The sequence below is a fragment of the Bacillus sp. G402 genome, from assembly GCF_051172515.1.
GTDB classification, from domain to species: domain Bacteria; phylum Bacillota; class Bacilli; order Bacillales; family Bacillaceae; genus Bacillus; species Bacillus altitudinis.
Genome location: NZ_JBPIZC010000001.1, coordinates 66,228 through 79,025 on the forward strand (window position 1 = coordinate 66,228; position 12,798 = coordinate 79,025).

A 12,798-nucleotide genomic window follows, 5' to 3' on the forward strand; every position below is an offset into this window, starting at 1 on the left:
AAACCCTCGCATTCGGTGTCAGTCCTGCGTGCCGGTGCTCACGAATGTCAAATTCGCTCCGCGCCGGTACTCGTCCTTCCTAGGGCTGCAAAGGTTTTCTATCACGCTGAAGAGAAGACAAAGGGCTAAAATCAAGTTCATTTTAGCCCTTTGTCAACAATCTGAAAGCCGCTCTTTTCGAGCGGCTTTCATTATGCAGTAAAATCATTTCGATTGTTCAGCTGACCTCGAGACAGCCAGTTTTTCTTATACAAATAGGCAATCACTTCAAGCCATAGACGCGGCGCTTTTTTAGGGAAAAAAGGTTTTTGATAATAGGTGTATGCAGCTTTTAAATCATCCCATTGATGACATGTTTTCGTTTGCGTGAAGCGGGCGACGTCAATGACCCTGACGCGGCCATCCTTTGTTAAAATTAAATTTCGCAGATGAATATCAGAAGGATTTAAACCTTTCGCGCGTGCTTCTTCTAGCGCATCATCTACTTGTTCAATCATTTGTTTTTTGATCGGAATTCCTTTTGTCAGGCATTCATAGAAAGTATAACCTTTAATATATTCCATTAAAATATATTGATCCCCAGACTCGTAAATTTCAGGATAATAGGAGGAGCCGGAAAGTTTTTCATAAATTGCAGCCTCTTTGCGGGCGATGTTTCGATAAGAAGGAAAAAAGACTTTTAACGCCATTTTTTTGCCGTCTTTTTTGTATGAAAATACATAGGCACTTCTTCCTTTGCCGCACAGCTCAAGCTCAGCCGGTTTAAAGACGAGCTTATTAAAACGCTTTTCTTCTTGATACTGAATCGATTCGGCTAATCTTTTGACATCTGACATTGACTTCACCTTCTTTGGTTTCAGTTTATGCGGCTGAAAAACGAATGATGAAAAAACCATGTGATTCGGTAGAGCAATGGATTGTATAAAACATAACATTTACGCACGAAGGATACAATGAAAGACGCTCAATATGTGTCAAGACATCGATTTGGTTAATGTGGAGCAAAATGGGTCAAACTACATATGTCATGCATCGATCTTATGTTCTAAAGAGGTGTAAATAGTGAAAGTGAAAATAAAGTATTTCGTTACAGGACTTATCATGACAAGTGTACTCTTTTTCGCTGTTGATATGGAAGCAGCAGAACACTTGCAAAAAGAGTCAAAAACCATCAACGTTCAGCTTGAAAAGGTCTATCTAGACGGCGATGTAAGTATTGAAAGACAGCGGGCATCATTAGAAGACAAAGACACATTTTGGGCCCAGTATAAGGGCTGGACATTGGTAGAACAGCGAGAGGATTTTGCCCTTTTTAGAAAGCAAATTGACGATATATCGCCTTTGAGTAAAGCAAATGGATATATCGGATTATCAGAAGACGGCGTGATTTCTACGTTTCATGGAAGGCCTGACGGGTGGGCGGAGCCTATTCATCTCTTTTTTCAAATTGATACGTCCCGCTTGGAAAGTCATGTAGAGCAGCAGCTTGCACAAGGCATTCCGTTTCGAACAAAAGATGAATTTGAGCATGTGCTTGAAGTCATGAAACCTTACCGAAATGAACAATCGTTTTAATCGTATGACAGCTTGCTGGTGTGAAGACCGCAAGCTCTTTTTCATGGGTTGACGATGAAAAAAGGCTGAGCGAACGTATGTTAACTTTTATTACGGTTTTCTCTTCGATTTATGTTACAATGGAGAACAGTCAAAGAGGTGAAAACGGTGATAGAGTTTGTAAAAGGGACCATTGATTATGTGTGCCCGCAATATGTTGTCATTGAAAACGGCGGAGTGGGATATCAAGTCTATACCCCAAATCCGTTTATCTATCGAGTAACAAAACAAGAAACGATTTATACGTATCATTACATAAAGGAAGACGCTTTTTCGTTATATGGATTCCAAACACGAGAAGAAAAAGCGTTGTTCACAAAACTGTTAAATGTCACAGGCATTGGACCGAAGGGTGCGCTTGCGATTCTTGCTTCCGGTGACCCTGGCGCTGTCATTTCAGCGATCGAACGAGAGGATGAAGCTTTCCTCATTAAATTCCCGGGTGTTGGCAAAAAAACAGCACGACAGATCATTCTAGATCTGAAAGGGAAGCTCGCAGATGTGGTGCCTGAAATGATAGGAAACTTATTTAACCACGAGGATCATATCCAGATTGAAACGCAGCAAAGCGCTTTAGATGAAGCGGTTGAAGCCTTAAGTGTCCTTGGGTATGGTGATCGTGAAATCAAAAAGGTTCTTCCTTTATTAAAAGAAGAGAAGAATCTTACAACCGATCAATATGTGAAAAAAGCTTTACAAAAAATGTTGAAATAGGGTGATGTCTCATGGATGAACGGCTCGTCTCAACTGAAGCAGACAACCATGAATCAGCCATTGAGCAAAGTCTGCGTCCACAGACGCTTAGTCAATATATTGGCCAGCAGAAAGTAAAGGATAATCTCAGCGTATTTATTGAAGCTGCCCGAATGAGGCAGGAAACGCTGGATCACGTTCTTTTATATGGACCGCCGGGACTTGGGAAAACAACGCTTGCGTCGATCATTGCCAATGAAATGAATGTTCAGCTGCGTACAACGTCTGGACCAGCGATTGAACGCCCTGGCGACTTGGCGGCGATCTTAACATCTCTTGAACCTGGCGATGTTCTGTTTATTGATGAAATTCATCGCTTGCAGCGTTCAATAGAGGAAGTGCTATATCCAGCGATGGAGGATTTTTGTCTAGATATCGTGATTGGAAAAGGAGATACAGCACGCTCTGTGCGGCTTGATTTACCGCCATTTACGCTTGTAGGTGCTACAACCCGTGTTGGGCTTTTAACAGCGCCGCTTCGTGATAGGTTTGGGGTTCATGCAAGATTGGAATACTATGAGCAAAGAGATTTGGCTCACATTGTAGCAAGAACAGCCGAGCTGTTTGAGATTGGGATCGACATTCGTTCAGCTGAAGAGATTGCAAGAAGATCTAGAGGCACACCGAGGGTCGCCAATCGTCTGCTCAGAAGAGTGAGAGATTTTGCGCAGGTGCTTGGAAATCATGCGATCACACAAGACATTGCAGAAGATGCTCTTGAGCGTCTGCAAGTTGACAGACTCGGACTTGATCATATCGATCATAAGCTGCTTTTAAGTATGATTGAAAAATTTAGAGGCGGTCCTGTTGGACTTGATACGATCTCAGCGACAATTGGAGAAGAATCACATACGATTGAAGATGTGTACGAACCGTATTTACTGCAAATTGGTTTTCTGCAAAGAACACCAAGAGGGCGGGTCGTCACAAGAGAAGCGTATGAACATTTTCATATGGAGGTTCCGATTCGTGACTGAATTCCCTAAAATGTTGATGATTTTAGGTGGTGTCCTTTTTGCCGCAGGTTTAGTGTTTCAATTGGTTGGGAAACTTCCAGGCGATATTTTCGTGAAAAAAGGGAACGTAACGTTCTTTTTTCCTGTGATTACATGCATTGTCATTAGCATCGTCCTAACCATTTTACTCAATGTCTTCGGACGGATGAAATAACGTTAACTAGTTAACTACAGAATAGGTGAAGGAAATGAAGTTAGAACTATTTGATTTTGATTTACCAGAAAGATTGATTGCACAAGTGCCGCTTGAAAAACGAGATGCATCAAGACTGATGGTCTTAAATAAACAAACAGGTGGCATCACACATGATACATTCTCGCAAATCACAGATTACTTTCAAAAGGGTGATTGTCTCGTTTTAAACAATACTCGTGTATTGCCTGCACGTCTGTTTGGAACGAAAGAGGATACGGGTGCTAAAGTGGAGCTGCTTCTTTTGAAACAAGAAGAAGGAGACAAATGGGAAACGCTTGTGAAACCAGCAAAACGTGTGAAAAACGGAACAGTCATTACATTTGGTGATGGACGATTAAAAGCGGTATGTACAGAAGAACTGGAACATGGCGGAAGAAAAGTTGAGTTTCAGTATACAGGCATTTTTTATGAAGTACTTGATTCCTTAGGTGAAATGCCGCTGCCTCCGTACATTAAAGAGCAGCTTGACGATCGTGAGCGTTATCAAACCGTTTATTCCAAAGAGGTTGGTTCGGCTGCTGCGCCTACTGCCGGTCTTCACTTTACAAATGAACTGCTGGATGCACTGAAAGCAAAAGGAGTGCATATTGCGTTTATTACGCTCCATGTAGGACTTGGCACATTTCGACCGGTCAGTGCTGAACGCATTGAAGAACATGAAATGCACGCAGAGTTTTACGAAATGAATGAAGAAACGGCAGAAGAACTTAATCGCGTGCGCAAAGAAGGCGGACGGATTATTTCAGTCGGAACAACTTCGACAAGAACGCTTGAAACCATTGCAAGTGCTTATGATGGTGAATTCAAAGCGTCAAGCGGCTGGACGTCGATTTTTATTTATCCAGGCTATACATTTAAGGCAATTGATGGCATGATCACGAATTTCCACTTGCCAAAATCGTCTTTAATCATGCTTGTCAGTGCATTAGCTGGACGAGAACACGTCCTAAAAGCGTACAATGAGGCTGTAAAAGAGGAATACCGATTCTTCAGTTTTGGCGATGCCATGCTGATTCAATAACATCATACAACAAAGACAGGAGGGCTCATTTTTGTCGCAATTACCGATACGTTATGAGTTCATTAAATCATGCAAACAAACAGGTGCACGTCTTGGACGCGTTCATACACCGCACGGCTCCTTTGAAACACCTGTATTTATGCCAGTTGGTACACTGGCTACAGTGAAAACAATGGCGCCTGAAGAGTTAAAAGCAATGGAAGCAGGCATCATTTTAAGCAATACGTATCATCTATGGCTGCGTCCGGGGCATGACATTGTCAAAGAAGCAGGCGGCCTGCACAAATTTATGAACTGGGATCGAGCGATTCTAACAGATTCAGGCGGTTTCCAAGTGTTTTCTTTGAGTGAATTTAGAAAAATTGAAGAAGAAGGCGTTCACTTCCGTAATCACTTAAATGGAGATAAGTTGTTCCTTTCTCCTGAAAAAGCGATGGAGATTCAAAATGCGCTCGGCTCAGATATTATGATGGCTTTTGACGAATGCCCTCCGTATCCAGCAGAGTACGATTATATGAAACGTTCTGTAGAGCGGACAAGCAGATGGGCAGAGCGCTGCTTAACAGCGCACCAGCGTCCAGAGGATCAAGGGCTGTTTGGCATTGTGCAGGGCGGAGAATACGAAGAGCTTCGTAAACAAAGTGCAAAAGATCTTGTTTCACTTGATTTCCCAGGCTACGCCATTGGAGGTTTATCTGTTGGTGAACCAAAAGATGTGATGAACCGTGTGCTGGAGTTCACAACGCCATTTTTACCGGATGACAAGCCAAGATACTTAATGGGTGTTGGCTCACCAGATTCATTAATTGACGGTGCGATCCGCGGTGTCGATATGTTTGACTGTGTACTGCCAACGCGAATTGCCAGAAACGGTACGCTCATGACAAGTGAAGGACGCCTTGTTGTGAAAAATGCTAAATATGAGCGTGATTTCAGACCAATCGATGAAAACTGTGACTGCTACACATGTAAAAACTACACACGTGCTTATATTAGACATTTAATCCGTACAAATGAGACGTTCGGAATTCGATTAACAACTTATCATAATCTTCATTTTCTGTTAAAATTAATGGAGCAAGTGAGAGAAGCTATCCGTGAGGATCGTTTAGGTGATTTTAGAGAAGAGTTTTTTGAGCGTTATGGCTTTAACAAACCGAATGCGAAAAACTTTTAACGCATAAACGAAAGGCTTTACAATGCTTTAGAAAGGGGTGAGATAGAATGGATGGTGGTATGGGTTCAATCATTATGATTGTTGTCATGTTTGCTGTGCTTTACTTCTTGTTAATCCGTCCACAGCAAAAGCAACAAAAAGCTGTGCGTCAGATGCAGCAATCTTTATCAAAAGGCGATAAAATCGTCACAATCGGTGGTTTACACGGTGAAATCGACTACATTGATGAATCAAAAGTGGTCATCAAAACAAGTGAAAACAACCGTTTAACTTTCGACCGACGTGCTATTAGAGAATTAGCTGACAAAGGCTAATCCTCCAATACATAGCGATAAAAAAAGAGCGATATCATTCGCTCTTTTTTTATTTGCCCCGAAGATTGACGCCAATCATTCCCCCTAGCATACAAATTCCCAAAAAGGCTGCATGATAGATGAATTGTTCTGGTGAAAAGGTTTCTCCAAACCCTAAATATTGAAATAAAAAGACAGTGAGTGAAAAGATAAAAGAGGTCATGGCGCCAATGAGCCAGCCTCGTTCCTTTGCTTTCCCTCCAGAAATCATTCCTCCTAGAAAAAGTGCCGCAAAGGACAAGATCATGATCATCCATTTAAACGATGATTCCTGCATACTTGTGAAGGTAAGCATCAGTGATACAAGTAAGCTTGTCACAATCATCACGACAAAAATAGCAATTAAGCCAGATAAAATGCCTTTTCCTATTTGTTTCGTTTCCTGCATGTGATTCGTCTCCTCTCCAATTGACCGAAGCTTGTCTTTTACTAAAATGTATTCACGGAGGAGAAAAAATAGACATGTTCTCGTGATAAAAACCGAGGCTTTCTTTTCTACATAAATAAAGTGTTTTGACACAAGCTATGGTGGAGAAGGAGGGTTTACATCATATGCAGGACATCTTAATTATCTCCATGAGAACGATCATTTTATATTTTCTCATTTGGTTTATCTTTCGTTTAATGGGCAAAAGGGAGATTGGGGAACTGAGTATTTTAGATCTTGTTATTTTTATGATGATCGCTGAAATTGCGGTGCTCGCCATAGAAGAAGTAGAGGATCACATGTTACATACAGTATGGCCGATCCTGCTGTTAACCTTCATTCAAATCACCCTTGCCTATTTGTCATTAAAATTTCAAGGTGTCCGGCGTTTTCTCGACGGTAAGCCAGCCCTGCTCATCATCAACGGAAAAATAGATGAGGGTGCGATGAGAAAACAGCGATACAATTTTGATGATTTGCTGATTCAATTAAGAGAAAATAACATCGATAGTATCCAGGATGTCTCATATGCCATCTTAGAGCCTTCAGGGAAGCTCGCCGTTGTTGAAAAAGAAAACAAGCGCAAACATGCAGCGCTTGAGCTCCCTCTTATTGCAGACGGTGTGGTTCAGCATGATCATCTCAAGCAGATCAACCATGATGAACAGTGGCTGATAAAGGAGCTTGCCAAAAGAGGCTATGATGACATCGAGCAGATCTCCTACTGTAGCTTTAATCAGAAGGATTTTTATATTGATTTGAAAGATGAAGTGATCAAGAAAGAATGAGCTAAAGCAGCTTCCCAATAAACGGGATGCGGCGTAGCTCTTCTCGTTTCACTAGCCCAAGACAGATTAATAGAATGACATACAGCACGCACGTCAAAAAGATCATCATGACAAGCTCCAAAGGAGCGGAAAAGAGTCCGCTCGCTTGATGTTTCATCCATAAACTGACTGCCCCAGTACCGATGATCACAAGGACGCAAAGTCCATATTCTTTTAATGGTAAATGAATAGGCAGCACTTTACCGACAGTTGCCGCATGGAGTAATGTGACAAGGACGATGCCGATGAGGATCGCAAGCGCTGCGCCCATAATGCCAAAGCTTGGCTGTGAAGCAAGAACAAAGATCATGCCTGTTTTCACAACAGCTCCTATCAAGCTGTTGGTCATCGCTGCCCCCGCTAAATTTAATGCTTGAAGGACAGCCTGCAGCGGCCCTTGAAAGTAATAGAGCAAAAAGAAGGGGGCCATGAATTTTACATAGACAGCGGCATGTGATGAACCATACATGAAGAGGGTTAAATTTTCTGCATACACAAAAAGGATAATACATGAAATGCCCCCGCTTAATAAACAAAGGCGCATCGCCTGCTTGAGCCGGTATTCGACCGTTTTGCGTTTGTTCTGTTCCATCCCCTCACTAATCGCTGGAACTAGTGCGGTGGAGAGAGAATACGTGATAAAACTAGGAAGTGTCAAAAGGGTGAGCGCAAGTCCTGTCAATTCTCCGTACTGCCTTGTTGCTTCCACAGCTGCATAACCGGCAATCGCAAGGCTTTGCGCGACGACAATCGGTTCTAAAAACCACGAGATATTGCCGATGAAACGGCTGCCTGTCGTTGGCAGGGCAATACTCATGAGCTGTTTAAACGTATCCTTCCCATCATGAATTGCCTTGAAAAAACGTTTTCGGATACGGATGGTCTTTTTATAACGAAAGGCAATCAGTAAGTAAGTAAGTGAAATCATTTCCCCAATGACAGATGAAATCATGGCGCCTGCTGCTGCGTATTCAATTCCATAAGGCAGGAACGCTGTTGTACATACTGCCACGAGTGAAATTCTTGCGACCTGTTCTAGTACTTGTGACATCGCAAGCGGGCTCATTTGCTGTCTTCCTTGGAAATAGCCCCTTAACACACTAGAGATCGCAATAACGGGTACGACTGGTGTAATGGCAAGCAGAGGATAGACCGTTCTAGGATCTGTCAGCATATTTTCCGCCATAATAGGGGCAAACCATAAAAAGAGCGGCGTGAAAATCAGGCTGAGTGTTCCTGTTATCGCAAGGGACATCACTAGAATGCGTTTTGTTTTCTGTTTGTCACCACGGGCTTCTGCTTCTGCGACTAGCTTACTAATCGCAACAGGAAGTCCGAATTGTGTCAGCGTCACGGCGAGAAAAAAGGTAGGCGCTGCCATCATATAAAGCCCTACGCCTTCTTCACCAATGAACCTTGCAATCACAATTCGATTGACAAAACCCAATATTCTTGTAATAAAACCTGCTAAAATTAAAATAATCGTCCCTTTTAAAAACGTTTGCTTCGTCAAATCACAGATCACCTGCCTTCTCAAACGACATAGAATCATATACAATAAGATATGCGTGTATATCGTCCAAGCATGACAAGTCTCTCGATAAAAAACTGAAAAGGGGGAGCCTCACATTGACACAACATCCGGCTGCTATATACAAAGACCATTTAAAGCCTTTTCTGTTCAGTAAGCTTGAAGAATTCATCGTTTTGGGCTATAAAGATGTAGATTTAGAGGAATTATGGTCATACTTAGAGAATAAGAAGTGGAAGAAAAAACAAGAGTATCCGATTCATGAAATGGTTGCAGATATTTTATCTGTGAAAATTGGCGAATTTATGAACTATGCAACCGTTCAGTCGTTTAAAACGTCTGCTTTTTTGGACAGTGAAGATGGCAAGAATATGCTGGACGAACTGTTGAAATAAGCCATCTAAATGGATTCAGGTGTTTAAGGAGGAAATACATAATGAAAAAAGGGCGCATACTTGCGTTTTTCTTAGTGGTTCTGTTAATCGGAACTGGTGTGGGCTTATTAACGAAGCCCGTTGCGAAAGATATGACGCTAGGGCTGGACTTACAGGGTGGATTTGAAGTTCTGTATGATGTACACCCAGTGAAAAAAGAAGACAAGATCACAAATGGTGTTCTCGTCAGTACAGTAGAGGCTTTAAACCGAAGAGCCAACGTGCTTGGCGTCAGTGAGCCGAACATTTCGATTGAAGGAAACAACCGTATCCGCGTACAGCTTGCGGGTGTAAAAGATCAAAACAGAGCACGGGAGATTCTATCGACTGAAGCACAGCTTTCCTTCAGAGATACGAATGACAAAGAGCTTCTAAACGGATCTGATCTTGTTGAAAATGGTGCAAAACAAACATTCAATCAAACGAATGAGCCGATCGTGACGGTCAAACTAAAGGATGCGAAAAAGTTTGGTGACGTGACAAAAAAAGTAGCGGCGATGGCACCAAACAATCAGCTTGTCATTTGGCTTGATTATCATAAGGGAGATTCCTTCAAAAAAGAAGTCTCTAAATCAAATCATAAGTATGTATCTGCGCCGAATGTAAACCAAGAAATTAACAGCAGTGACGTACAAATCGAAGGAAACTTTACGGTTCAAGAGGCAAAAGACCTTGCGAGCATTTTAAATGCCGGCGCATTGCCAGTAAAATTAACCGAAAAATATTCAACATCTGTGAGTGCACAGTTTGGTGAGCAAGCACTAAACGAAACAGTCTTCGCAGGAATTGTAGGAATCGCATTTATCTTCTTATTCATGCTGTTTTATTACCGATTACCAGGTCTTGTTGCTGTCATTACACTGTCAGCTTATATCTATATCACACTGCAAGTCTTTGACTGGATGGGTGCGGTCATGACACTGCCTGGAATCGCTGCATTGATTCTTGGGGTAGGGATGGCTGTAGATGCCAACATTATTACGTATGAGCGGATTAAAGAAGAGCTCAAGCTCGGTAAATCTGTCCGTTCTGCTTTCAGATCGGGTAACCGCAGATCATTTGCCACGATCTTTGATGCAAACTTAACAAGTATTATTGCCGGAGGGGTTCTGTTCTTCTTTGGAACAAGCTCTGTCAAAGGGTTTGCAACCATGCTTATCCTATCGATTTTGACAAGCTTTATCACGGCTGTCTTCCTATCAAGATTCCTTCTTGGATTACTTGTAGAAAGCCGTTATCTCGACCGCAGAAAAGGCTGGTTTGGTGTTCGTCAGAAAGACATCATCGATATTCATGAAACAACTGAAAATACTGAACCGAAAACACCATTTGATAAATGGGATTTTGTCAGCAAACGTAAAGGCTTTATGATTTTCTCGGCAGCCATTACCATTGCTGGAATCATTGTGCTGTCGATCTTCAAGCTCAATGCAGGTATTGACTTTGCAAGTGGTACTAGAGTTGATATTCAAAGTGACCATAAACTGTCAACAGAACAGGTGGAGCAAGATTTTAAAAAGCTAGACCTTGAGACAGACAGTGTTGTGTTATCGGGTCAAAAAGAAAATCAAGCAGCAGCTCGATTTGTCGGTGTTCCGAATAAAGAAAAAATCGCTGAAGTGAAAGATTACTTCAAAGGTAAATATGGAACGGAGCCTAACGTAAGTACAGTGTCTCCGACGGTTGGAAAAGAGCTTGCGCGTAACGCATTATACGCTGTCATCATTGCTTCTATCGGGATTATCTTATATGTATCCGTCCGATTTGAGTATAAAATGGCGATTGCAGCCATTGTCTCTCTGCTTTACGATGCATTCTTTATCGTTGCCTTCTTTAGTATTACGCGCTTAGAGGTGGATGTCACCTTCATTGCAGCGATACTCACGGTCATCGGGTACTCAATCAATGACACGATTGTCACCTTCGACAGGGTGCGTGAGCAAATGAAGAAACGCAAACCGAAAACGATCGAAGATTTATCGTACATTGTGAATTTAAGTTTACAGCAAACCTTTACGCGTTCTGTGAACACTGTACTCACTGTACTTGTAGTGGTGATTGCACTTCTCATTTTCGGTTCAGCATCTATTACAAACTTCTCCATCGCCTTACTTGTCGGCCTATTAACAGGGGTGTATTCATCCCTTTACATTGCGGCACAAATTTGGCTGATATGGAAAGGTCGTGAGCTGAAAAAGCCGGCTAAAATCGACACAGAACAAGATATTTAAACAAGAAAGACTGCCAGCTTGGCAGTCTTTTTTTCATGCATCATACTTGTCATCGTCACAACAATAAGATGATATGTAAAAACATTTCGGGTTTCATTGATCTTGAAATGGTCTTTTGCTATAATGACATACGTTTAGATCAGTATAGAAAGCAAGTGTCCGTTTGGGGCATTTGGCTTTTATTCATTGGAGGGGCTGTTATGAAGGTTCGGGAAACTGAACTGCCAGGTATCGGTCACAAAGCCGAAATGATCACAAGAAATAATGAGAAACTTGCCATTATCACACATGATGACGGCAGAAGAGAGATGTATCATTTTCAAGAAGATGATCACGAAGAATGTATTTCTGGTATCTTGCTTAGCGATGAAGAAGCAAGACAAATCTCGGCTATTTTAGGCGGCATGGTCTATAAACCAAAAGCGCTTGAGACAGTGGAGGTGGCCATTGATGAACTCATCATTGAATGGTTTAAGATTGAAAAGAACGCACCGGCTGTTAACCAGACGATCGGAGACCTGAGTGTTCGCCAAAACTATCAAGTAACAGTCATCGCCATTGTGAGAAAATCACATGAGAAAATTTTAAATCCAGGACCAGATACGGTGATTGAAGAAGGAGACACCCTTGTCATCTCTGGAGAAAGAAAAGAATTAAAGAGCCTCATTAAAGAAAAACTCAGCAGCTAAGCGCCCATGCTGATAGAAAACCTTCCGCCATGTTCTTTCGGTGTTTAAAAAGGACAAGAAAGAGGGAAGAATAAAAGAAAAAGCTTGGGGGATTTGTAGATGAATAAACAACAATGGACCATCATACTCGCATTTATTTTCGTATTAATTGTCTCGGTATTTGCTGTTATTAACGTGCGGCCTGTACAGGTAGACTACTTATTTGGAACGGCTGAATGGCCGCTGATCCTTGTCATTATCGGTTCTGTTCTTATGGGCGGACTCATTGTGGCTTTTGCGGGGATTTTCCAAATTGTGAAACTAAAACGTGAATTAAAAACATTAAAAGCTGAACACGCAGCCGCTAAAGCAAGCCCTGCTTCTTCTCATAAAAAGGCGGACAAAGACGTTCAAAAGAAAACGAATGTCACACCTTTAAAAGAACAGCCAGCGTCTTTTGACCGGAAGGAAAAATAATCTTCCAGTACAATTTCATAAAATAAAAATTGAAACCCCTCAGTCCACTCTAGTATAATAGTGTGGTTGAGGG

15 protein-coding genes are annotated in these 12,798 nt (G+C 41.9%); 12 read left to right on the forward strand and 3 right to left on the reverse strand.

Features of this window, described 5'->3' with window-relative positions; all coding sequences use genetic code 11:
* Nucleotides 1-191 precede the first annotated feature (191 nt).
* On the reverse strand, nucleotides 192-836 hold the full coding sequence (locus tag ACSBQP_RS00325) for a serine/threonine protein kinase (protein ID WP_041506800.1): 645 nt from the start codon (nucleotides 834-836) through the stop codon (nucleotides 192-194).
* A gap of 226 nt (nucleotides 837-1,062) precedes the next feature.
* Between ACSBQP_RS00325 and ACSBQP_RS00330 the strand changes: the two genes are divergently transcribed.
* The 7 genes from ACSBQP_RS00330 to yajC all read left to right on the forward strand — a co-directional run bounded on the left by ACSBQP_RS00330 (nucleotide 1,063) and on the right by yajC (nucleotide 6,091).
* Nucleotides 1,063-1,575, forward strand: coding sequence for an intercompartmental signaling factor BofC (locus ACSBQP_RS00330; protein ID WP_008342756.1), 513 nt, complete (start codon nucleotides 1,063-1,065; stop codon nucleotides 1,573-1,575).
* Nucleotides 1,576-1,722: 147 nt separating this feature from the next.
* The gene (gene ruvA / locus ACSBQP_RS00335; RefSeq protein ID WP_017358123.1) at nucleotides 1,723-2,328 is read left to right on the forward strand and encodes a Holliday junction branch migration protein RuvA; all 606 of its coding nucleotides are present in this window, start codon (nucleotides 1,723-1,725) and stop codon (nucleotides 2,326-2,328) included.
* An 11-nt stretch (nucleotides 2,329-2,339) separates the two neighbouring features.
* Complete coding sequence (gene ruvB, locus ACSBQP_RS00340; protein WP_007501501.1) at nucleotides 2,340-3,344, forward strand: Holliday junction branch migration DNA helicase RuvB; 1,005 nt, start codon at nucleotides 2,340-2,342, stop codon at nucleotides 3,342-3,344.
* Nucleotides 3,337-3,537 carry a DUF2905 domain-containing protein gene (locus ACSBQP_RS00345; protein ID WP_008342752.1) on the forward strand — a complete coding sequence of 67 codons (201 nt, stop codon included), beginning with the start codon at nucleotides 3,337-3,339 and terminating at the stop codon, nucleotides 3,535-3,537. Before ruvB ends, ACSBQP_RS00345 begins: the two co-directional genes overlap by 8 nt.
* Nucleotides 3,538-3,571: 34 nt before the next feature.
* Entirely contained in the window at nucleotides 3,572-4,600 is a 1,029-nt protein-coding gene (queA, locus tag ACSBQP_RS00350) for a tRNA preQ1(34) S-adenosylmethionine ribosyltransferase-isomerase QueA (RefSeq protein ID WP_250026165.1), read from the forward strand.
* A 31-nt stretch (nucleotides 4,601-4,631) separates the two neighbouring features.
* Nucleotides 4,632-5,777 carry a tRNA guanosine(34) transglycosylase Tgt gene (gene tgt, locus ACSBQP_RS00355; protein ID WP_008342748.1) on the forward strand — a complete coding sequence of 382 codons (1,146 nt, stop codon included), beginning with the start codon at nucleotides 4,632-4,634 and terminating at the stop codon, nucleotides 5,775-5,777.
* 47 nt (nucleotides 5,778-5,824) lie between these two features.
* Nucleotides 5,825-6,091: a preprotein translocase subunit YajC gene (gene yajC / locus ACSBQP_RS00360; protein ID WP_003216659.1), complete on the forward strand. Its 267-nt coding sequence runs from the start codon at nucleotides 5,825-5,827 to the stop codon at nucleotides 6,089-6,091.
* A 49-nt stretch (nucleotides 6,092-6,140) separates the two neighbouring features.
* On the opposite strand, the gene ACSBQP_RS00365 is transcribed toward yajC, so the two are convergent.
* Entirely contained in the window at nucleotides 6,141-6,518 is a 378-nt protein-coding gene (locus tag ACSBQP_RS00365; RefSeq protein ID WP_007501492.1) for a TIGR04086 family membrane protein, read from the reverse strand.
* Between the two features lie 164 nt (nucleotides 6,519-6,682).
* On the opposite strand from ACSBQP_RS00365, the gene ACSBQP_RS00370 reads away from it, so the two are divergent.
* Complete coding sequence (locus tag ACSBQP_RS00370; RefSeq protein ID WP_019743031.1) at nucleotides 6,683-7,345, forward strand: DUF421 domain-containing protein; 663 nt, start codon at nucleotides 6,683-6,685, stop codon at nucleotides 7,343-7,345.
* Between the two features lies 1 nt (nucleotide 7,346).
* On the opposite strand, the gene spoVB is transcribed toward ACSBQP_RS00370, so the two are convergent.
* Nucleotides 7,347-8,897 (reverse strand): stage V sporulation protein B, encoded by a 1,551-nt coding sequence (spoVB, locus tag ACSBQP_RS00375; protein WP_255234006.1) that lies wholly within the window; start codon nucleotides 8,895-8,897, stop codon nucleotides 7,347-7,349.
* Between the two features lie 116 nt (nucleotides 8,898-9,013).
* Here spoVB and ACSBQP_RS00380 point away from each other — a divergent pair, with 116 nt between their 5' ends.
* The 4 genes from ACSBQP_RS00380 to ACSBQP_RS00395 all read left to right on the forward strand — a co-directional run bounded on the left by ACSBQP_RS00380 (nucleotide 9,014) and on the right by ACSBQP_RS00395 (nucleotide 12,725).
* Complete coding sequence (locus tag ACSBQP_RS00380; RefSeq protein ID WP_003216788.1) at nucleotides 9,014-9,310, forward strand: post-transcriptional regulator; 297 nt, start codon at nucleotides 9,014-9,016, stop codon at nucleotides 9,308-9,310.
* 41 nt (nucleotides 9,311-9,351) lie between these two features.
* On the forward strand, nucleotides 9,352-11,580 hold the full coding sequence (gene secDF, locus ACSBQP_RS00385; protein ID WP_435028083.1) for a protein translocase subunit SecDF: 2,229 nt from the start codon (nucleotides 9,352-9,354) through the stop codon (nucleotides 11,578-11,580).
* Nucleotides 11,581-11,780: 200 nt separating this feature from the next.
* The gene (locus ACSBQP_RS00390; protein WP_008342734.1) at nucleotides 11,781-12,269 is read left to right on the forward strand and encodes a cation:proton antiporter regulatory subunit; all 489 of its coding nucleotides are present in this window, start codon (nucleotides 11,781-11,783) and stop codon (nucleotides 12,267-12,269) included.
* Nucleotides 12,270-12,368: 99 nt separating this feature from the next.
* A complete protein-coding gene (locus tag ACSBQP_RS00395) occupies nucleotides 12,369-12,725 on the forward strand; it encodes a LapA family protein (RefSeq protein ID WP_017367707.1) in 357 nt (118 codons plus the stop codon).
* Nucleotides 12,726-12,798 lie beyond the last annotated feature (73 nt).

Excerpts from the sequence above, each read along its gene's own strand:
- ACSBQP_RS00325 (WP_041506800.1), bottom strand. The coding sequence starts at position 836 with ATGTCAGATGTCAAAAGATTAGCCGAATCGATTCAGTATCAAGAAGAA.
- ACSBQP_RS00395 (WP_017367707.1), top strand. The coding sequence starts at position 12,369 with ATGAATAAACAACAATGGACCATCATACTCGCATTTATTTTCGTATTA.
- ruvB (WP_007501501.1), top strand. The coding sequence starts at position 2,340 with ATGGATGAACGGCTCGTCTCAACTGAAGCAGACAACCATGAATCAGCC.
- yajC (WP_003216659.1), top strand. The coding sequence starts at position 5,825 with ATGGATGGTGGTATGGGTTCAATCATTATGATTGTTGTCATGTTTGCT.
- ACSBQP_RS00365 (WP_007501492.1), bottom strand. The coding sequence starts at position 6,518 with ATGCAGGAAACGAAACAAATAGGAAAAGGCATTTTATCTGGCTTAATT.
- secDF (WP_435028083.1), top strand. The coding sequence starts at position 9,352 with ATGAAAAAAGGGCGCATACTTGCGTTTTTCTTAGTGGTTCTGTTAATC.
- queA (WP_250026165.1), top strand. The coding sequence starts at position 3,572 with ATGAAGTTAGAACTATTTGATTTTGATTTACCAGAAAGATTGATTGCA.
- ACSBQP_RS00370 (WP_019743031.1), top strand. The coding sequence starts at position 6,683 with ATGCAGGACATCTTAATTATCTCCATGAGAACGATCATTTTATATTTT.
- ACSBQP_RS00390 (WP_008342734.1), top strand. The coding sequence starts at position 11,781 with ATGAAGGTTCGGGAAACTGAACTGCCAGGTATCGGTCACAAAGCCGAA.